Source organism: Streptomyces sp. NPDC048436 (genome assembly GCF_043200355.1).
GTDB lineage: Bacteria > Actinomycetota > Actinomycetes > Streptomycetales > Streptomycetaceae > Streptomyces.
The window spans coordinates 1,377,714-1,397,768 of sequence record NZ_JBICXP010000001.1 but is presented as its reverse complement, the minus strand read 5'-3'; the positions used below and the strand labels follow the sequence as shown (position 1 = coordinate 1,397,768).

The 20,055-nt window shown below is 72.0% G+C and carries 10 protein-coding genes; 4 read left to right on the top strand and 6 right to left on the bottom strand.

What is annotated here, in order from left to right; genetic code table 11:
* Positions 1–65 precede the first annotated feature (65 nt).
* Genes ACGFX9_RS06370 through ACGFX9_RS06360 form a run of 3 tightly spaced genes read left to right on the top strand, consistent with a single transcriptional unit; the run spans position 66 to position 7,539 of the window.
* Positions 66–3,560, top strand: coding sequence for a CDP-glycerol glycerophosphotransferase family protein (locus ACGFX9_RS06370; protein WP_393465352.1), 3,495 nt, complete (start codon positions 66–68; stop codon positions 3,558–3,560).
* Positions 3,557–6,364 carry a CDP-glycerol glycerophosphotransferase family protein gene (locus ACGFX9_RS06365; RefSeq protein ID WP_393465348.1) on the top strand — a complete coding sequence of 936 codons (2,808 nt, stop codon included), beginning with the start codon at positions 3,557–3,559 and terminating at the stop codon, positions 6,362–6,364. Before ACGFX9_RS06370 ends, ACGFX9_RS06365 begins: the two co-directional genes overlap by 4 nt.
* The gene (locus tag ACGFX9_RS06360; protein ID WP_393465344.1) at positions 6,361–7,539 is read left to right on the top strand and encodes a glycosyltransferase; all 1,179 of its coding nucleotides are present in this window, start codon (positions 6,361–6,363) and stop codon (positions 7,537–7,539) included. Before ACGFX9_RS06365 ends, ACGFX9_RS06360 begins: the two co-directional genes overlap by 4 nt.
* A 27-nt stretch (positions 7,540–7,566) precedes the next feature.
* Here ACGFX9_RS06360 and ACGFX9_RS06355 read toward each other — a convergent pair whose 3' ends face one another.
* From ACGFX9_RS06355 to ACGFX9_RS06330, 6 genes are all read right to left on the bottom strand, one after another.
* A complete protein-coding gene (locus tag ACGFX9_RS06355) occupies positions 7,567–8,454 on the bottom strand; it encodes a class I SAM-dependent methyltransferase (RefSeq protein WP_393465340.1) in 888 nt (295 codons plus the stop codon).
* A gap of 23 nt (positions 8,455–8,477) precedes the next feature.
* Complete coding sequence (locus ACGFX9_RS06350; protein ID WP_393465337.1) at positions 8,478–10,727, bottom strand: CDP-glycerol glycerophosphotransferase family protein; 2,250 nt, start codon at positions 10,725–10,727, stop codon at positions 8,478–8,480.
* 132 nt (positions 10,728–10,859) lie between these two features.
* Positions 10,860–11,741, bottom strand: coding sequence for a carbohydrate ABC transporter permease (locus ACGFX9_RS06345; RefSeq protein WP_393465335.1), 882 nt, complete (start codon positions 11,739–11,741; stop codon positions 10,860–10,862).
* Positions 11,738–13,018, bottom strand: coding sequence for a carbohydrate ABC transporter permease (locus ACGFX9_RS06340; RefSeq protein ID WP_393465702.1), 1,281 nt, complete (start codon positions 13,016–13,018; stop codon positions 11,738–11,740). The genes ACGFX9_RS06345 and ACGFX9_RS06340 overlap by 4 nt, the downstream gene beginning before the upstream one ends.
* Before the next feature lie 73 nt (positions 13,019–13,091).
* Positions 13,092–14,486 (bottom strand): ABC transporter substrate-binding protein, encoded by a 1,395-nt coding sequence (locus tag ACGFX9_RS06335; protein WP_393465332.1) that lies wholly within the window; start codon positions 14,484–14,486, stop codon positions 13,092–13,094.
* Between the two features lie 151 nt (positions 14,487–14,637).
* The gene (locus ACGFX9_RS06330; protein WP_393465330.1) at positions 14,638–17,838 is read right to left on the bottom strand and encodes an FHA domain-containing protein; all 3,201 of its coding nucleotides are present in this window, start codon (positions 17,836–17,838) and stop codon (positions 14,638–14,640) included.
* 452 nt (positions 17,839–18,290) lie between these two features.
* On the opposite strand from ACGFX9_RS06330, the gene ACGFX9_RS06325 reads away from it, so the two are divergent.
* Positions 18,291–19,940 carry a serine/threonine-protein kinase gene (locus tag ACGFX9_RS06325; protein WP_393465328.1) on the top strand — a complete coding sequence of 550 codons (1,650 nt, stop codon included), beginning with the start codon at positions 18,291–18,293 and terminating at the stop codon, positions 19,938–19,940.
* The last annotated feature ends 115 nt before the right edge of the window (positions 19,941–20,055 follow it).

The following is a 20,055-nucleotide window of genomic DNA, read 5'->3' as shown; positions in this document are numbered from 1 at the left end:
CGAGTGGCCCCCAGCAGGACGCGCAGCCGTGCCCGTCAGTACTCCGGAAGGAATGTGCGCAGCGCATGACACCCCGACTCTCCGTCGTCGTCCCCGTCTACAACGTCGAGGAGTTTCTCGGCCCCTGCCTACGGTCACTGGCCGAGCAGACCACGCAGGATCTTGAGGTCGTCATGGTCGACGACGGCTCCACCGACGAAAGCCCGCGCATCGCCCGGGAGTTCGCCGATGAGGACGGCAGATTCCGCCTGATCGAACAGGCGAACGCGGGACTCGGGGCGGCCCGCAACGCGGGGGTCCGCGCGGCGCGGGGCACGCATCTGGCATTCGCCGACAGCGATGACGTCGTCCCGACGCGTGCGTACGAGCGGATGCTGGCGGCCCTTGGGAAGTCGGGCTCCGACTTCGTCACCGGCAACGTCCACCGGCTGCGGACCGGCGGCCGAACGGAGCAGTCGCCGATGTTCCGCAAAGTGATGGGGTCCAACCGCAGCGCCACGCATGTCACCCGGGACTGGGACCTGCTCGGCGACCGCATCGCCTGCAACAAGGTCTTCCGCAGGGACTTCTGGGACCGGCACGCCCTCGCCTTCCCGGAGGGCGTGCTGTTCGAGGACACCCCCGTCATGGTCCCGGCCCACTTCCTGGCCCGTTCGGTCGACGTCCTGAAGGAGCCCGTCTACCTCTGGCGCGACCGCGACGGTTCCATCACCAAGCGCCGCGCCAAGCCGCGCGCCGTCCGCGACCGCACGGCCGCCGTCCTCGCCGCCGGTGCCTTCCTCACCGGGAAGGCAGCGGAGGCGGCCGGGACACCGCAGGCCGCGGTCTACGCCGATGCCAAGCGGCGCTATGACGCGACGGTGCTCTCCGGGGACCTGTGGCTGTTCATGGAGGCCCTGCCGCACGGCGACTCCGCCTATCACGACGTCTTCATCGAGCAGGCCAACCTCTTCGCCGACACCGTCGACCCCGCGGTCATCGCCGGACTGCCGCTTCCCCTGCGCGTGCGGTGGCAGCTCATCCGCCGGCGCCGCGTCACCGACCTGCTCGCCTTCATGGCGTACGAGAAGGCCAACCCCGGAGCCTTCCGGGTCCGCGGGCTCCGGGAGCGCCGGGCCGACTACCCCGGGATCGGCGGCCTGCCGCGCGAGACCGTCGCCCTGGAGCGCTCCGACCTGCCGCTCACCGCGCAGCTCACGCAGGTCGCGTGGGACGAACAGGGCAGGCTGCGGCTCAAGGGCTACGCCTACATCCCCAATCTGCCCGCCGGGCGGATCGGCGCGCGCGCCCGGGTCGCGTGGCTGCGGGCCGGGCGGCGGCGCGTGCTGCCGCTGAAGCTGCGCACCGTGCGGGCGCGCGAGGCGACGTACCGCTCCCAGCAGGGTCTGCACAGCTACGACCGGTCGGGGTTCGAGACGGTCGTCGACCCCCGCAGGACCGTCACAAGGCGGCGCACCACCACCTGGAAGCTGGAGATGGGCGTGGTCAGCGGGCTGCTTCCGCGCACCGGGCCGGTCAGGATGAGCGCCCCGCCGCGGCTTCCCGTGCGGTATCTGGAGGAGTTCCTCCGGGTGGCCGTCACGCTCAGCAAGGGGCGGCTGAGGCTGCGTACGGAGCGGGTGGCGGCGCGGCTCGTCGCGCACGAGGGATGCGGCGGCGTCGTGCGGCTGCACGGGCGGCTCGCGCCGGGGGAGTCCCAGGCCGTCGACGCCCTGTGCGTCGAGAACTGGAAGTCCAAGGAGGCGCACTACTTCCCTGCCGTGGTCAACGGCCGTGACTTCAGCGCGGACGTGCCGCTCGCCCTCTTCCACGCCGGTGAGGACAAGCGCACCGGCAAGCCCCGCAAGGCCGACCCGTGGGGTGTCGCGCTCGTCCGTGAGGGCGGCGACCGCACCCCGCTCGCCGCCTGCCCCGAGGTACCGCCGGGGCGGTACGGACTGCTCCCCGGGCGTGAACTCCTCGTCCTGGCCAACGTGTCGGGGAACCTGGAGCTGCGCGACCAGACCCTGCGGCCGCTCGTGGACAACGTGACCTGGGAGGACGAGCTGCTCATCGAAGGCAGCCACCCTGACGCGGCGGACCGTGCCGGGGAGCTGGTGCTCGTGCACGGCGGCCACGGCGACGAGGCCGCGCTGCCGGTGCGGATCGAGGGCGGACGGTTCTCCGTGTCCCTGCGGCCGGAAGCCCTGCCCGGCCCTGCCGGTACCCTGCCGCTCGCCGAAGGGCGCTGGAACCTCTTCCTGCGCGAGCCCGGCGAGAGCGACCCCGAGCAGTACACCCCCGTGTGCCTGGCACCCGGCAACGACCGCGCGCTCCCGCTCGCCCGCACCCGAGCCGGCCGCGAGATCAGCCTGAAACGCCACGCCCACGACGGCCTCCACCTGCGCTCAGGCTCCGCGCTGCCCGTCACCGACCGGGGCCGCCCGCGCCAGCGCGAGCTGCGCGAGACCTACGCGGCCCAGCGCGGCGGGCCGCTGCGCGACGCGGTCCTGTACTGCAGCTTCGACGGACGGCAGTACTCGGACTCGCCGCGCGCCGTGCACGAGGAACTGGTCGGCAGGGGCGCGGAGTTGGAGCACCTGTGGGTGGTCCGCGACCAGCAGGTGGCGCTGCCCGAGAGCGCCACGCCCGTCGCCCTGTGGAGCGCCGAGTGGCACGAGGCTCTCGCCCGCTGCCGCTACATCGTGACCAACACCCAGCTGCCCGACTGGTTCGAGCGCGCCGAAGGCCAGTACGTCGTGCAGACCTGGCACGGAACTCCGCTCAAGCGCATCGGCCGCGACCTCGCGGGCCACGCGTCCGGAGACCGCGCCTACATGGATACCCTGCCGCGCCGCGCCGACCAGTGGAGCGTGCTCGTCTCCCCGAACCGCTTCTCGACGCCCGTCCTGCGCGGCGCCTTCGGCTACACCGGCGAGGTCCTTGAGCGCGGCTATCCGCGCAACGACCTGCTGCACGCCACCGACCGCGCGAAGGTCGCCGCCTCCGTACGCGAACGGCTCGGCATCCCCGAGGGCAAGCGCGTCGTCCTCTACGCACCGACCTGGCGCGAGAACCAGCCCAAGCAGGGCGGCCGCTACGGCCTCGACCTCCAGCTGGACCTCGACGCCGCCGAGCGCGCCATCGGCGACGACCAGGTGCTCCTGATCCGCAGGCACTACCTCGTCGGCGGCACCATCCCCTGCTCGGACTTCGTACGCGATGTCAGCCGCTACCCCGACGTCCGCGAACTGCTCCTGATCAGCGACGTGCTGGTGACGGACTACTCGTCCCTGATGTTCGACTTCGCGCAGACCGGGCGCCCGATGCTCTTCCACACCTACGACCTCGACCACTACCGCGACACCCTGCGCGGCTTCTACTTCGACTTCGCGGCCCAGGCACCGGGACCGCTGCTCGCCACCGGCGACGACGTGATCGCCGCGCTGCGCGACCCGACGGCCGCCACCGCCGCGTACGCCGACGCGTACGACAGATTCCGCGAGGTCTTCTGCGACCTGGACGACGGGAACGCCGCCGCCGGTGTCGCCGACGCCATGCTTGAGGGAGGCCGCGCATGAGGGGGCCCGAGCTGCACGACGTCAGCTGTGTCGTGGTCGGCGGCACGGACGCGGAGGCCCTTGAGCGGTCCGTGCGGTCCGTGCTCGACCAGTCGATGGGCAATGTCGAGGCGGTCGTCGTCGCTCCCGGCGCGGCAGGCGAGGTCAGTGCGGCGGCGGACGCGCTCGCCGCCGACCGGCCGCTCCGGGTGCGCCGGGTCATGGCGGAGAAGGGGGCGCCCCTGGGGGCCTCGCGGAACCTCGGGCTCGACGCGGCACGCGGCCGGTACGTCATCGTGCTGGGCGAGGGTGAACTCCTGGAGCGCCACGCCTGCCGGAACCTCTTCGAAGCCGCGCGCTCCACCGGGGCCGACCTGGTGGCGGGGCGCTGGACGCGGCTCACGGGGAGTGGGACGAAGGAGCGTGGCCCCGGCTGGCAGGCCCAACTGCACGCAAGAACCAGGGACGTTCAGAACCTCGCCGACGCTCCCGAACTCGTCGTCAGGGACTCCCTGCTCACCGGGTTCTGCGTCCGCAGGGACTTCATCGACCGCGCACGACTGCGGTACGCCGACGACCTCGCCCACAGCGAGGTCCTCTTCGGCGTCGAGGCCGCCCTCGGCGTCCGGCGCATCACCCTCGTGCCGAACCTGATCACCACCCACCGCGCGGCCCCCGACCCCGCCCGCGAGACCCCCGCCATCGCCGAGGCCAACGCCCGCGTCGCCGCGCTCCTCGTGAGCCTCGGCCGACTCGACCTGTGCGACCGGCGCGAGCGCGCCTTCCTCGCCGACCATGTGCTGCCCTGCGCCCGTACGTTCCCGGGCCTCACCGCCGAGCAGCGCCGCCGGGCCACGGCCGCACTCGCCCCGCACCTCGCCGGCCGCGTTGACCTGCGCGCCCTGGACGCGCTCGGCCCCGTGGAGCGGGTGTGCGTACGGCTGCTCGCGGAGGGCGACACGGACGGCGTGCTCGGCGCGGCGTACGCGCTGGGGCAGCCGGAGACCGTCGTATCGGAGCTGACGGAGCGCGAGGGCAGGGTCTACTGGCGCGCGGAGGGGCTCGAAGACCCGCGCGTACGCGAAGTCCTCGACGTCACTGAACTCGGCCACCAGCACCGGGAGTTGAGTTCCGTGCGGCTCCTCAACCGCCTCACCCGGTGCCGCGTCGACGGCGGCAAGGCGGTCATCGAAGGACGGGTCGTACTGCCCGGCGGCCTGGTCCCCGAACGGCCGCCGCTCACCGCCCGGCTCGACGTACGGGCCCGCGGCACACGGCGACGCGGCTTCCGCGTACCCGTGGAGGAAGTGCGCTACGACGGCGGCGCGATCCACTGGCGGGCCACAGTGGACCTCACCGCGGGCCTGCGGGACCTCGGCATCCGTGACCGCGCCTGGGAGCCCAGGCTGGAAATTCGCGCCGGGGACAGCGACTTGGTGACGGTGCTCGTCGCCGAGGCGGAGACCGTCGGGGCGAGCCAGGGGTTCACCGTCACCGGCGCGAACAAGCTGGAGCTGCGCCTGGCACCGCGCCACCGCGCCGCCCGCCTGCTGCGGGGCGCGCTGCACTACGCCACCCACTTCCGCCCCGCGCGCAGGCTGAGACTGCGGCTTCGCGCCCTGCGCAAGAGGCTGGAGCGGCTCGGCGCCCAGCCGGTCAAGGTGCGCGCCTATCGGCGGGTGCTGCGGCGGCTGCCCGTCAGCAAGGGCTCGGTGATCTTCGAGAGCCACATGGGCAGGCACTACGGCGACAGCCCCCGCGCGGTCCACCAGGAAATCCTCGACCGGGGTCTCAGGCTGCGCTGCACCTGGTCGTACGCCACCACCGCCGACGGATTCCCCGACACCGCCCGTCTGGTGCGCCGCTGGTCCTGGCGCTACCTGTGGGCCCTCGGCCGCGCCGAGTTCTGGATCGACAACCAGGGCTTCCCGCACAGCCTGGACAAGCCCCGCCACACCACGTACCTCCAGACCTGGCACGGCTCCGCCTACAAGCGCATGGGGTTCGACGAGGCGCGCCTGAAGACGCAGAACGCCCCGCAGCGGACCCGGCTGCGACAGGCAGTCGACCGCTTCGACCACTTCCTGGTGCGCTCCGAGCACGACGTGAAGACCCTGGCCCGCGCCTACGGAATCACCGATGAGCGCCTGCTGCGCTGCGGCTACCCGCGCAACGACCGCCTGGTCGCCGCGCGGGCGAAGGACGAGGCATCGGGCCGCTTCCCGCGCCCGGCCGCCGCGGCCGTCCTCGGCATCCCCGACCACAAGACGGTGGTCCTCTACGCGCCCACCTTCCGCGGCCTGCCCAAGAACAACGCTCCCGCGCGGCTCCCCCTCGACGTGGTCAAGTTCGCGGACCGCTTCGGCGACACCCACGTACTCCTGGTGCGCGCCCACTACATGGAGGTGGCGAGCATTCCGCCGTGCCCGCCCGGCACCGTCGTGGACGTCTCCGCCCACCACGACGTGAGCGAGCTGCTCTGCCTCGCCGACATCCTGGTGACCGACTACTCGTCGATCATGTTCGACTTCGCCCTCCTGGACCGGCCGCTGGTGCACTTCACGCCCGACCTCGACGCGTACGCGGCCGAGCGGGGCAGCTACTTCTCGCTGCGGGACGACGCGGGCGGGCCGGTCGTGGAGACGGAGGCGGAGCTGCTGCGCGTCCTCGCCACGGTGAAGCAGACCGACGGCGCCTGGGCCGAGGCCCGGCGCGTCTTCGCCGAGCGCTTCGGGGCGTACGACAAGGGGCGGGCCTCGGCCGACGTGGTGGACGCGCTCTTCGGCGAGCGGTTCGGGAACAGGGAGAAGAGGGGCGGGGCATGACCAGCACGACCGTGAGGACCGGGGCCTCCAAGACGAAGAGCCGGGACCTCTTCCTCATCGCCAACACCGTCGACGAACTCGGCGGAGTCACCGCCTGGGCCCACCAGATGGCCCGGCTCTTCCAGGGCAGCGGCCACCGGGTGCACGTCATCGGCGTCCACGAGGCCGAGCTGAAGCTGGCGCTCCCCGACGACCGCGGCTACCCCGTGACCAGCCTCTACCGCGAGCATCCCGCGTCCCCGCGCCCGGTGCGTGGCATCGGCCGCCTCAACGTCGTCGCGTGGCGCCGCGAGTCGGCGCGGATCGCCGCCAAGCGCCGCACCGTCGAGCGTCTCTCGGAGCTCTTCCGCGCCGCACGCCCCGGCGCGGTCGCCATCGTCACGCAGGTCTGGCCGATGGAGTGGATCCGGGAAGCGGACACGGCGGGCCTGCGCATCATCGGCATGAGCCACGAGTCGTACGCCTACACCCGTGCCTGCCACCGCTACCGCGCGGTCAAGCGCAGCTACCCGTCCCTGGACCGCTGGCTCGCGCTCACCCAGGAGGACGCCGACGACTGGATCACCGACGGCATGCACAACGTCGGCGCGATGCCGAACGCCCTCGCCCACCTCCCCGCGGTGCCCTCGCCGCGCGAGGGGAAGGTGGTCTGCAGCATCGGCAGGCTCGCCGACCAGAAGGGCGTCGACATGCTCGTCGACACCTGGGCGCTCGTGGCCCCGCGGCGCCCGGACTGGACGCTGCGGATCTACGGCGCGGGCGCTGACGAGGCCGACCTCAAGCGGCAGTGCACGCGCCTCGGCCTCGACGGCTCGGTCCAGTGGCGTGGCCGCACCAGTGACGTGCCGGGGGTCCTCGCCCAGAGCTCCGTGTTCGTGCAGTCGTCGCGGGGCGAGGGCTTTCCGCTGGCCCTGATGGAGGCGATGGCCAGCGCGGTGCCGTGTGCCGCCTTCGACTGCGCACCCGGCGTACGCGAGATCGTGCGCCACGGCGAGGACGGCCTCCTCGCCCCCGTCGGCGACATCGAGGCCCTCGCCGACCGCCTCCTGCGCCTCACCGGCAACCCACGGCTGCGGGACGCCATGGGGGAGCGGGCCCGGCTGAACGTGCAGCGGTTCTCCGAGGCGCGGGTGTTGGAGCGCTGGGAGGAGCTGTTCGAGCTGCTTGAGCGGTAGCGGCGTACGAGCCTTACAAGGCGTACGTCAGGAACGTCCCGAGCGGCCGAACAGCGACGAAAGCAGGCCCTTGGCCGCCCGGCCCTGCTGCTCCGGGACTGCGGCGGCCTCGCCCGCGTGCCGCGACACCGGATGCCGCGGCGGCTTCGCCTTCTTGCCGCTGATGCGGATCATCGGGAAGCCCGCGACCTCCTCGGCGCCGTGCCACATGTCGTCGCGCCCCTTGAGGAACGCCGCGAGGTCGGTGTGGACCGCGTCGTAATCGCCCCACGTCCCGTAGAACTTCGTGGCCGTGATGCACAGCGGCTTGAGCCCCGTGTTCGCCACGGCGCCCCAGGTCGCCGCGGCCACGCCGGGGCAGTGCTCGGCCCGGAAGTCGTCGAGGACGACGATCCCGTCCCGGCCGAGGACCTTCTTGGCCGCGCTGATGTCCGCGTGGACGTGCTCGTACAGATGCGAGGCGTCGATGTGCGCGAAGCGGCAGCTGTCCGCCTCCACATGCGCGGTGATCCCGGCGGAGGGCTCCTGGACGATCCGCGGCAGACCGTCGTGGAAGGAGCGGTAGTTGGCCTCGAAGGCGCGGCGCGTCAGGGTGGCGTACGAGCGGCCCATCTCCGCGGAGTTGGCCTCGTCGGGGGCGGGCGAGTCGAAGAGGTCGCAGACGGTGAAGGCCTCGTCGGCGCGCAGGTAGGCGCCCATGAAGATGGCGCTCTTGCCGAGGTACGCGCCGAGCTCCAGCAGGTCACCGCGCTCTCCCCGGTCGCGCTGGCGGCCCAGGATCCAGTCGAAGAGCACCTGGTCGACCGGATGGAACCATCCCTTCACATCGGAGAGCCGGTGCGGCCGCGGCAGCTGACCGGTGTCCTGACCGATGGCCTTCGGGGTCGCGGAAGTGGTGGCCGAAGCGTTGTGCATATCTGGTCCCAAGAACGGGGCGGTCACGGGCGCGGAGTGGGCTCGGTGACGCCGGCCCGCGGCAGCGGCTCGTCGGCCGCCCCCATGGCCGGCGCGGGGCGCCGCTCCGCCAGTGGCGCCACCGACGGTAGACCGCCCGCCTCACCGAGCACCACATGCCTCACAACTCGTTCAGCGGCCCGCCCGTCGTCGTACACGCAGAAGCGGTCTCGGAACGCGCGGCGCAGCTGCGCCGCGCGCGAGCCCCGCCAGTGTCCGGTGGCGAAGATGTCGGTGAGCTCGTCCTGGCTGCGCGCGATCGCGCCCGGCGGGAACTCGCGCACGTCGAAATAGGTGCCGCGGGATGCCTCGTACGCCTCCCAGTCCTCGGCGTGCAGGACGACGGGGCGGTCGAGGTTGACGTAGTCGAACATCAGCGACGAGTAGTCCGTGACGAGGGCGTCCGACGCCAGGCAGAGGGACTCGGTGCTGGGGTGGTGCGACACGTCGATCAGGCGCCCCGAGGTGGCCGTCATGGGCGCCCCGTACGAGTGGTGGGCGCGGGTCAGGACGACGAAGCGGGGCCCGAGGTTGTGCAGCAGCCGCTCCAGGTCGAGGGTGTGCAGCTGCGTGTGGCGGTAGTCGCGGTGGGTGGGTGCGTAGAGGACGGCGACGGCGCCCGGGGGGATGCCGAGGGATTCGCGCAGGCGGGCCACGTCGGCGGAGGTCGCCCGCTGGTAGATGTCGTTGCGCGGGTAGCCGTACTCCAGCGTCCTGAAGGAGGCGGGGAACACGCGTTCCCAGACGAGTGTCGAGTGGCGGTTCGCCGAGAGGACGTAGTCCCATTTGTCGGCGTTGCGCAGGAGGGCGCCGAAGTCCATGCCCCGGGCGGCGGCAGGACGGTCCTGGAGGTCGAGGCCCATCAGCTTCAGGGGCGTGCCGTGCTGGGTCTGGATCATGACCTGGCCGGGGCGCTTGACGAGCCTGCGGTCGAAGTTGACGTTGTTGATGAGGTACTTGGAGCGCGCGAGGGCCGTCCAGTACGCCGCCGTACCGGGGCGGATCCTGCGGGTCGCCGTCGGCACCGAGTGGTGGTGGGCCGGGTCCGCGATCCACGCGGTGCGGATGTGCGGGGCGTGCTCGCGCAGCGCGGCCTCCAGGGCGCCCGGGTTGCAGCCATAGCCGCGCCCCCAGAACGAGGAGAAGACCGCGCGGTCGGCGCGCACCGGCAGCCGCAGCTGGATCCGGTAGTGCAGCTGCAGCGCGGCCCCCTTGACCCGGCGCCGCGCGGTGGCCGCGTACCGCCTGGCCCTGGCCCTCATCCGCAGGGCCGCCCACACGGTCCGGTAGGTGCGGTGCGTGCCGAGGCGCACCAGGGCGTGCCGGATCCGGGTGCTGGTCCGCGGGCAGGCGCCGGGGACGCGGTAGCGGCGGTAGTGGGAGCGGGCCTTGCGCAGGAAGTCGGCGCGGCTGCCGCGCGGGAGGCGGTCCCGCTTGGTGAAGACCGTCGAGAGGTGGTCGACCATCCGCCGGAAGATGATGGGCCGCCAGGCCGCGGAGAGCTCCGGGTGCTCGTCGAGGAACGCGAACACCCGGTCGTACTGGTCGAAGATGTCGAAGTGCCGCCGGGTCGTGGTGCGCAGGATGCTGCCCCTGCGCCGCTGCCGGTAGTGCACGCAGACCCGGTCGAGGGTGGCGATCGTGCGCGCCCTCATCATGATCGGGTACGTCCAGGGCGTGTCCTCGTAGAGGCCGGGCGGGAAGGTGAAGCCCTCGCGCTCGATGAAGTCGCGGCGGCAGGCCTTGTTCCAGGCGACCATCAGGAGCCTCAACAGCTGGGGACGGTCGAGCAGTTGGAAGGGCGCCTCGCCCTCCTGGCTGAGCACGGAGGCGAACTGGTTGCGGACCTCCTCGCCCGACCAGAACGTACGCGCGTAGTCATAGACCAGCACGTCCGGCTCGTCCGTCTCCTTGATGCGGTCGGACATCGCGTGCAGGGCGTCCTCTGCGAGGGTGTCGTCGCTGTCGACGAAGACGAGGTAGTCGCCCTCCGCGTGCTCCACACCGGCGTTGCGGGCCCGGCCGAGACCGACGTTCTCCTTGAGGTGGATGGCCCGTACGCGGGTGTCGCGGGCCGCGAACTCGTCGATGAGGGCGCCGCAGGCGTCCGGTGAGCAGTCGTCGACCACGATCAGTTCGAGATCCGTGAACGACTGACCCAGAACGGATTCAAGGCATGCCTGCAGATAGGCCTGCACCTTGTACACGGGCACGATGACACTGAACCGGGGCAAGGCACATCCATGGGTCGACGCGGGCATACTGCCCGAAAACGCCCAGGAGTCCGGTCGGGTCACGCCAGATGTGGCATACGAGGGATGGACGCGAGGGAGGCGGCCCGGACGCGGACCGCCTCACTCGTCGGGCTATTTGACCGCGCCCGCCATCACTCCGGAAACGAACTGGCGTTGGAACGCGAAGAACACGGCCAGCGGAATCACCATCGAGATGAACGCACCGGGCGCCAGGATCTGCACGTTGTCGCCGAACGACCGCACCTGCTGCTGGAGCGCGACCGTGATCGGCGGACTCTTGGAATCGGCGAAGATCAGCGCGATCAGCATGTCGTTCCAGACCCAGAGGAACTGGAAGATGCCGAGCGAGGCGATCGCGGGTGCGCCGAGCGGCATCACGACCCGGAAGAAGAGCCGCAGCTCACCGGCTCCGTCCAGGCGCGCCGCCTCCAGTAGTTCGCGGGGGATCTCCGCGAAGAAGTTGCGAAGCAGGAAGATCGCGAACGGCAGACCGAAGGCCACGTGGAAGGTGACCACACCGACCGTCGTCTCGAAGATCCCGATCGCGCCGAAGATCTTCGACACCGGAAGCAGCGCCACCTGCACCGGCACCACGAGCAGCCCCACGACCCCGAGGAACCACCAGTCGCGGCCCGGGAACTCCATCCACGCGAACGCGTATCCGGCGAGCGAGCCGATGATCACGACGAGCAGCGTCGCGGGGACGGTGATCATGATGCTGGACAGGATCGAGTCGGTGATCGTCTCGTCCTTGAGCAGGTTCGTGTAGTTGTCAAGCGTCATCTGCGACGGCGCGGTGAAGACCTTCCACCAGCCGCTCTCGGCCATGTCGGCGGAGGTGCGCAGCGAACCGAGCAGCAGACCGATCGTCGGCACCAGCCAGAACAGCCCGACGACGGCAAGGAAGACGCGTACGGCGCTGCCGCTCAGGACGGAGGCGATCCGCCCGCCGAGCGACTGCTTCGCCTTCACCGTTTCCACTTGGGCGGTCATCGCCGAGCCTCCCGCCGAAGTCGCCGTACATTGAACAGCATCACCGGGATCACGAGGAGGAAGAGGAGTACGGCGATGGCGCTCGCCACTCCCGAATCCTTGTCGAGGAACGCGGAGTTGTAGAGCTGGAGCGCCAGGACGTTCGCGTCGTCCTTCGAGGAGTTCGGCGGGATGATGAAGATCAGGTCGAAGATCTTCAGTACGTTGATCATGAGCGTGACGGCCACCACCGCGAGCACCGGCGCGAGGATCGGCACGGTGATCCGGCGGAACACCTGCCACTCGTTGGCGCCGTCCACGCGGGCGGCCTCCAGGAGTTCACGCGGCACGCTGGCGAGACCGGCCGCGATCAGGACCATCGCGAAGCCCACCCAGATCCACAGGTAGGAGCCGATGACCGCGGGCGTGATGAGGGAGGGGCCGAGCCAGTCCACTCCGTTGTACGGCTCCCGGAAGTTCGATGCGGGGAACCGGAGTTGGGCCCCGTCGGCCTCCTTGGGCAGTGCGAAGGTGCCGTCGGACGCGGCCTTGGCCGAAGCCACCACCTTGCCGTCCTTCACGGCCTCGACCTTGATCCCCGCGTAGCCGAACTCGGCCTTGTCCGGGGCGTTGACCTCGCCGCGGCCCTTGCCACGGGTGAAGTCCTGCCAGGCCGTGCCGGTGACCTGGTCCGGGTCGGACTTCGCGGCCGCGGCGGACTTGGCGTCGCCCGGCATGTTGTCCGGGGCGACACCGGTCAGCGGCAGGGCCACCGGGGTGCCCGCGCTGACCGGCTTACGCGTGATGAAGGCGCCCCCGTCAGCGGCCTTCAGCGGCGACCGCGTACTGGGATGCGCCTGCGGGAATGCGGACGACTCGGCGAAGGTGTCGTGCACGCCCACGAAGACGGCGTTGGCGACACCCCGGTCGGGATCCGACTCGTACACGAGCCGGAAGATGATGCCCGCCGCGAGCATCGAGATCGCCATCGGCATGAAGATGACCAGCTTGAACGCCGTGCCCCAGCGGATCCGTTCGGTGAGCACGGCGAAGATCAGGCCGAGCCCGGTCGCGAGCGTCGGGGCGACCACCACCCAGATCGCGTTGTTCTTGACCGCGGTCAGGATGGTGTCGTCCGTGAACAGGGTCTTGTAGTTGCCGAACGCCGTGAAGTCGCCCGACTTGTCGAAGAAGCTGCGGAAGACGGAGTACCCGATGGGGTACAGGACGAGCGCGCCGAGCAGCAGCAAGGCTGGCAGCAGGAAGAGCGCTGCCACGGACTTGCGGGTGCCGGTCACGCTCTTGCGCGGTTTCGGAGCCGGGGGCAGCGCCACGTTCGGCGTGCCCCCGGCGTTCGCGGATGACACCGCGTCAGTCCTTGTAGGCCTTGGCGGCGGCCGTCTCCAGCGCCTTCTGCGTGCCCGCGACGTCCTTCGGGCTCTTCAGGAAGTCCTGCAGCGCCTTCCACTCACCCTTGCCCGGCGTGCCGCCGAAGGCCTGCGGGGCCTGGTCGGACATGTCGAAGCGGATGTCGTCGCCCGCCGCGATGAGGGCCTTGGCGATTGCCCGCTGCACGTCGTTCGGGTACGCCGACAGATCCAGGCTCTTGTTCGGCGAGACGAAGCCGCCGGACTCCGCCCAGATCTTCGCCGCGTCCGGCGAGGCCAGGAACGTGAGCAGCGCCTGGGCGCCCTTGCTGTCCTTCAGCGCCACGGCCGCGTCACCGCCGACGACCGCCGGTGACTCGTCCCCGACCGCCGGGAACGGGAACACCTTGGCGTCCGAGCCGATCTTGGCCTTCGTCTCCGAGATCGGCAGCGAGACCATGTCGCCCTCGAAGACCATGCCCGCCTTGGGCTGGTCGCCGCCGGTGAACGTCTGCTTCACCGATGCCGGGAACTCCGTCTGCAGCGCGCCGTCGGCGCCGCCCGCGACGAAGCCCTTCTTGCCGAACAGCTCACCGAGTGTGGTCAGCGCGTCCTTGACGGTCGGGTCCGTCCACTTGATCTCGTGCTTGGCGAGCTGGTCGTACTTCTCGGGGCCCGCCTGCGAGAGGTAGATGTTCTCGAACCAGTCGGTGAGGGTCCACCCGTCGGCGCCGGCGATCGATATCGGCGGCACTCCGGAGTCGTACACGGTCTGGGCCGTCTTCATGAAGTCGTCCCAGGTCTTGGGCGCCTTGGCGCCCGCGTTGTCGTAGACCTTGGTGTTGTACCAGACCAGCGACTTGTTCGCGGCCTTGAAGTACACGCCGTACTGCTTGCCGTCGACGGCCCCGAGGTCCTTCCAGCCCTTGGCGTAGTTCTTGTCGAGCTGCTTCTGCGCCTCGGGGCCGACCGGCTTGGCCCACTTGTTCGCCACGGCCTGGTCGATCGCGCCGACCTGCGGAAGCATCGCGACGTCCGGCGGCTGGCCGCCCGCGACCTTCGACTCCAGGAAGCTGATGATGGGGTCCTGGGCGGGTACGAAGGTGACCTTGGCGCCCGTCCGCTTCTCGAACTCATCGAGAACCTTCAGGAAGACCTTGCGCTCCGAACCGCCCCAGACGGCGGCCACGGAGACGTTCTGGCCGTCCAGCTTGGGGAGTTGGACCGCGGAGCCGTTCTCCTTGCCGCCGCCCTTGCCGCCGTTCCCGTCGTCGTCCTTGTCACCGCCGCCGCACGCGGTGACGGTGAGCGCGAGTGTGCCCGCGACGACGGCCGCGGCGAATTTGGCTGTGGTACGCCGGTGGTGCGTTGCCCTGCGTGTACGAAGAGTGCTGCGCATCACTGCCCCGTTCTCTTCCCTGACGAGCGAGTCCCGTGCGGTCTGTCTACGCCTGGGCGGGGAGGGGCGGCAAGAGCGCCAACCATGTCAACCAGGTGATCGTGATGGCGTTGTGACGTGCCGTCACAGGGTGCGGGGGCTCCGCGCGGTGTCACAGCAAGGAGGGCACCTCATCCGCCGCGACGGAACGGGCGGCCCGCTCAAGGGCGCTGGCGAGCAACGCCAAGTCCGTCGGCCCGTTGCCCAGTTCGCGGACGGGGCGCCGCGTGGGCGGATCCCCCATCCGCTCCCACTCCAGCGGGACGACCGTGGGCCGCAGTGTCGACGTACGCGGAATACGCCCCGTAACGCGCCCCGCCTGAAAGGGACTTACCCGCTCATCGGCCGTACGCAGCTCGCCCCTGCCGGGGGCGGGCTCCTCAGGCCCCGGGGTGACCGCGTCGAGCACGACCCGCAGGGTCGCCCGCCGGCCGAGCTCCGTCTCAAGGGTGCGCTCGCTGCGGGCCGTGGTGGCGACCACGTGCACCCCAAGGCGCTCCCCGTCCCTGGCGACCGCCTCAAGGGCCCGCACGACCGACCCCGCGGCGGGCCGCCCCGGGGACCCGAGGGCGGGCGAGAGCAGTGCGTCGAAGTCGTCCACGAGCACGACGAGCCGGGGCAGCGGCGGCCCGGGATCGGCCGCCTTGCGTGCGGAGGCGGGCCGCAGCCGCAGCGTGGAACTGGTCGGCGGATCGAGGTCGCCGCCCCCGGCGGCCGGCGGCGAAGGCTGCGAGGCGGCAGAGCGCTGGGCCACCATCCGGCCCGAGATCTCCCGCTGCGTGTGCCAGTCGGCGAAGCCGAGCCGTCCGAGCAGCTCGGCCCGCCGCTTCAGCTCGGCGGTCAGTGACTGGGCGAACTCCCGCATCCTCACCGGGTCGTTGGCGGCCAGATGCGTGGTGACGTGCGGCAGGTCCATGCAGACCGCGAGGCCCTCGACGAGCTTCACGTTCCCGCCGTTCGTCCCGCTGCCCGCGCTGCCCGTGGTGTCCCGTCCGTCGATCAGGACCATGCCGAGCCGGTCGGGCCGCTCGGCCGCGGCCAGCGATGCGGCGATGGATCGCAGCAGCTCCGTGCGCCCGCTGCCCGCGGGGCCCTCGGCGAGCAGATGCGGGCCCTCGGCGGCGAGATCCACCACCACAGGGCCGCGGGGTCCAGCCCCGAGCACCGTCCAGGCCCGGCCGCCCAGCGCCTCCGGGTCGTCGGCCGCAGCGGCCCACCGGGCCATCAGGGACGCCGGGGTGGCCCTGGCGAGACCCAACTCGTCAAGCAGCCGCGCCATTTGGGGCAGCGGGGCGGACACGCGCGCGTGCCCGTCGCCGGTCGCGCCGTCCGTACGGAAGGGGGCGAGTGCCCGGGCGAACCGCTCGGCCCAGGCCTGTGACACCGCGTCCACCGCGGCGACCGTGCCGTGCCCCACGGGCTGCCCGTCCACGGTCCGCAGCAGCCGCAGCGCGGTCGCCACATCGCCGCTGAGCAGGGCGACCGCGCCGCAGGACCGGAAGGCGGGCGACACGGAACAGGCGGCTTCGTACGTGGCCGACACCGGGGAAGCGGGCGAGGCGGCGGGCGTCTCGGCCAGGCAGACGACATGGATCCCGGCCGCGCCGCCCTCCCGCGCGAGCCGAGCCACGGCCTCGCGCAGTCCGGCGGACCCGGGGTCGCCGTCCACCACGACGACGGCGCGGGGGCCCGGCTCCAGGGGCTCGTCCGCGGCGGACGCCGACGCGCGGTCCGCCAGGAAGTCCTCGAGGCGCCGCAGCAGTTCGCCCGTACGCGCGGCCGCTTGCTCGCGGTCGTAGGCGAGGAGGAGGCGGCAGTCCTGTCCGTGCGTGGGCCGCAGATGCGGGAGCCAGCCCAGCCACGACCACTCGGCGGCCCGCTCCGGCGTGGGCCGGGCGCGGTCCGTGCTGAGCAGCACGATCTCCAGGGCGTCGGGGGAGTGCAGCGCCGCGAGCTGGGCGACGACCGCGCGGGCGAGCCCCGTGAGCCGCTCGCGCGGACCCGCGAGGCCGAGCGCGCCCGCCTCCCGCAGGCTGACCGTGACGGGGACGGCGGGCAGCAGCCCCCGGTCGTCCGGGGTCGCGCGGTCGACCGTGCCGAGCCTGACCGCGAGCGCCTCGGGGTGGGCGGGCCCGCGCTCCCAGAGCCGGGGGCCCGGGCCGAGCGCGGTGAGCAGCAGGGCCGCGGGATCGGGCCAGGACTCCGGGGTCCGTGCGGCGGCGGCCACCGCGAGGTCCTCGGGGGTGGGGCTCGGCGCCGGGGGCGGGGCGTCGCCGTCCGTGTCGTACCCCTCGTCCTCGTGGTCGTCGCCGAACTCGTCGTCACGGGTGCCCGTGAGCCGCCGGGCCCAGGCCGAGAGGCCGCCGCGCTTGCGGAGGTTGCGCGGCACGGTGGTCCCGCGCGCGGGGGTGCCGGTGCGGGTGCTCTCCGCGTCCGGGGCGCCGCCCTGCTGGGGGACGAGCGGCGTGTCGGTGCCTGCGGGGCCGAACTGCTGGCCGTGGGCCTCGTGCGTTCCGTACCCCCCGGCCTGGCTGTTCTCGCCCGAGGCGCCCCAGCCCGCCGATCCGTACGCGTGGTGGGTGCCGCCGGAAGGAGTGGGTCCCGGCTCGGCATGAGTGCCCGGCGGCTGCTCGGCGCCCGGCGCGACCCGCACACGTACATGCCCCTCGCCATCCGGGGCCGTCGGCAGCGTCCCGCCCGTCCCGCCGGCCCCGTCGCCGGAGGTGAGCCGCAGCGCGGACTCGCCGAGCCGCAGCAGGGAGCCGGGGGCCAGGCGCACCGGCCGGTCGGTGATCTCGCGGCCGTCCACCGTCGTGCCGTTCGTGGAGCCCAGGTCCGTGACGGTCACCTGGCCGTCCGGTGTGAGCGTCACCGCGCAGTGCAGCCGCGAGACGTCCGGGTCGTCCAGCGGGACGTCCGCGTCCGCCGAGCGGCCGACGCGGATCTGGCCGCCGTGCAGGAGGTGCACACCACCCGCGTCGGGGCCCGCCACCACGTGCAACTGGGCGGTCGCGCCCGCGAGTTCGGGTCCCGGCTCGGCGGGGGAGCCGAGGGAGAGCACCGCCCCGTCGATCAGGGGCGGCTCCCCGAGGGTGCAGCGGTGGGCGTCGAGGCGCTCCGATTCCGCGTACAGGACGAGGGGGCCTTCGGCGCCCGCGACAGCCGCTGCCAGGCCCGAGGCGACCGTGGCGAGCGCGGTCCCTGCGGGGGCGGTGACCAGCACATCACAGGCGCCGCGCGCCGCGGCGGGGCGGCCATGGGGCTCGGCGGTCTGGCCGCTGCGCGGCCCGAGGACGGTCAGCCGGATCTGCATCGCCGTCAGCGGTCCCTTCTGCCCTTGCCGCCGGGCACGGGGACTCGCGCTGTGATTCCCCCCACCGCACACGGCCACGTCGGCCAGTATCAAGAAGGCATCCTCGCACCTGCCACTGACAACACGCCCGGCGGCCACCGGTAAGTGATCTTGATTGGTCGGCTCTGCTCGGAAAAGTGCCTGCTTGGACTGTTGCGATCAGCGGTGTCCGGGCAGTGTCCGGGGGTGACGAAGGTCGAATCGCCGCACTCCGGCAACCAACGACCTCCGTCGGGCGTCTTTCCACCGAACAACGATCCGGACTTCCACCGAACCACGATCCGGGCACTTGGAGGCCGGTACGGAATGTGACCGGCCGGTGCCCCGTTCGGCGGCATTACAGTGGGTCGGAACACCCTCCGGCGGGCAGCCGGGTCCGGACAGACCAGCCAGATCAGCAGGGAGCGCATGACGTGCGGCCGGTAGGCAGCAAGTACCTGCTCGAGGAGCCGCTCGGACGCGGCGCCACGGGCACCGTCTGGCGGGCCCGCCAGCGCGAGACCGCGGGTGCCGAGGCGGCCGTTCCCGGCCAGCCCGGCGAGACGGTCGCGATCAAGGTCCTCAAGGAAGAGCTCGCCAACGACGCGGACATCGTGATGCGGTTCCTCCGCGAGCGCTCCGTCCTGCTCAGGCTCACGCACCCGAACATCGTGCGGACCCGTGACCTGGTCGTCGAGGGGGAGCTCCTCGCCCTCGTCATGGACCTGGTGGAGGGCCCTGACCTGCACCACTACCTCCGTGACAACGGCCCGTTCACACCGGTCGGTGCGGCCCTTCTGACCGCCCAGATCGCCGACGCCCTCGCGGCGAGCCACGCGGACGGGGTCGTGCACCGCGACCTGAAGCCGGCGAACGTCCTGCTCAAGCAGGAGCCCGACGGTTCGATGCACCCGATGCTCACCGACTTCGGCATCGCGCGCCTGGCCGACTCCCCGGGTCTGACCCGCACCCACGAGTTCGTCGGTACGCCGGCGTACGTGGCGCCCGAGTCCGCCGAGGGCCGCCCGCAGACCAGCGCGGTCGACATCTACGGAGCGGGCATCCTTCTGTACGAGCTGGTGACCGGGCGTCCGCCGTTCGGCGGCGGCTCGGCCCTCGAAGTCCTGCACCAGCATCTGAGCGCCGAACCGCGCCGCCCCTCCACGGTCCCGGACCCGCTGTGGACGGTCATAGAGCGCTGCCTCAGCAAGAACCCCGACCACCGCCCCAGCGCCGAGAACCTCGCGCGGGGCCTGCGGGCCGTCGCGGACGGCGTGGGCGTGCACGCGTCCAGCGCGCAGATCGCCGCCGCGGAGGGCGTGGGCGCCCTCCTGATGCCCGATCCGTCGCCCGCCGCCGTGCCGGGCACGGCCGGCGCCGCCGACCCCACGCAGGCGCTCCCGCACAACGCCGGGTCGTACGACCCGAACGCGGCTACGAGCGTCATGCAGAACACCGGCGGCTCCGGGGACGCCGACCCGACGTCGGTCCTTCCGCACGGCAACCGTGGCGCGGCGGACCCGACGGCCGTCATGCCGCCCGTGCCGCCGAACCAGCCCGGTGCGGACCCCGACGACCCGCACCCCTGGCAGAACCAGATGCGGGCGGCACGCGACCGCAACGAACAGACGCAGGTCCAGTCCTACCTGGACCCCAACGAGGACCCGCTGCGCCGCCGCCCCCAGCGTCAGGTGGCCCGCCCGCAGCAGCAGCCGCAGCGTCCGCAGCAGTACGCGCCGCAGCAGCAGCGCCAGCAGCAGCCTCAGCGCCAGCAGTACGCACCGCAGCAGCAGCCGCAGCGTCAGCAGTACGCGCCGCCGCAGCAGCAGCCGCCCCAGCAGCCCCCGGCGGGACGGCCGCCGCGTGAGCCGCGCCAGCGCAGTGCGAACCGGATGAAGATCCCGGGTCTCGGCTGCCTCAAGGGATGCCTCTTCACGATCATCATCCTCTTCGTGGCGAGCTGGCTCGTCTGGGAGCTGAGCCCGCTCCAGGAGTGGATCGGCACCACGAAGGGCTACTGGGCCCAGCTCGGCGACTGGTACGACACGGTCTCCGGCTGGATAGGGAAAGTCAGCGGCAACTGAAGCCAGTACCGAGCGGGGCCACCGGGATCGAGCAGTCCCCGGTGGCCCCGCTCAATGCTGTGCGCGTGACTGTGCGCGTGCTGGACAAGTACGGGGTGGATTACCGCCCGAATTC

Bases quoted from the DNA above. Each gene is read 5' to 3' on its own strand.
- ACGFX9_RS06370 (WP_393465352.1), top strand. From the start codon at position 66: ATGACACCCCGACTCTCCGTCGTCGTCCCCGTCTACAACGTCGAGGAG.
- ACGFX9_RS06330 (WP_393465330.1), bottom strand. From the start codon at position 17,838: ATGCAGATCCGGCTGACCGTCCTCGGGCCGCGCAGCGGCCAGACCGCC.
- ACGFX9_RS06345 (WP_393465335.1), bottom strand. From the start codon at position 11,741: ATGACCGCCCAAGTGGAAACGGTGAAGGCGAAGCAGTCGCTCGGCGGG.
- ACGFX9_RS06365 (WP_393465348.1), top strand. From the start codon at position 3,557: ATGAGGGGGCCCGAGCTGCACGACGTCAGCTGTGTCGTGGTCGGCGGC.
- ACGFX9_RS06360 (WP_393465344.1), top strand. From the start codon at position 6,361: ATGACCAGCACGACCGTGAGGACCGGGGCCTCCAAGACGAAGAGCCGG.
- ACGFX9_RS06335 (WP_393465332.1), bottom strand. From the start codon at position 14,486: ATGCGCAGCACTCTTCGTACACGCAGGGCAACGCACCACCGGCGTACC.
- ACGFX9_RS06355 (WP_393465340.1), bottom strand. From the start codon at position 8,454: ATGCACAACGCTTCGGCCACCACTTCCGCGACCCCGAAGGCCATCGGT.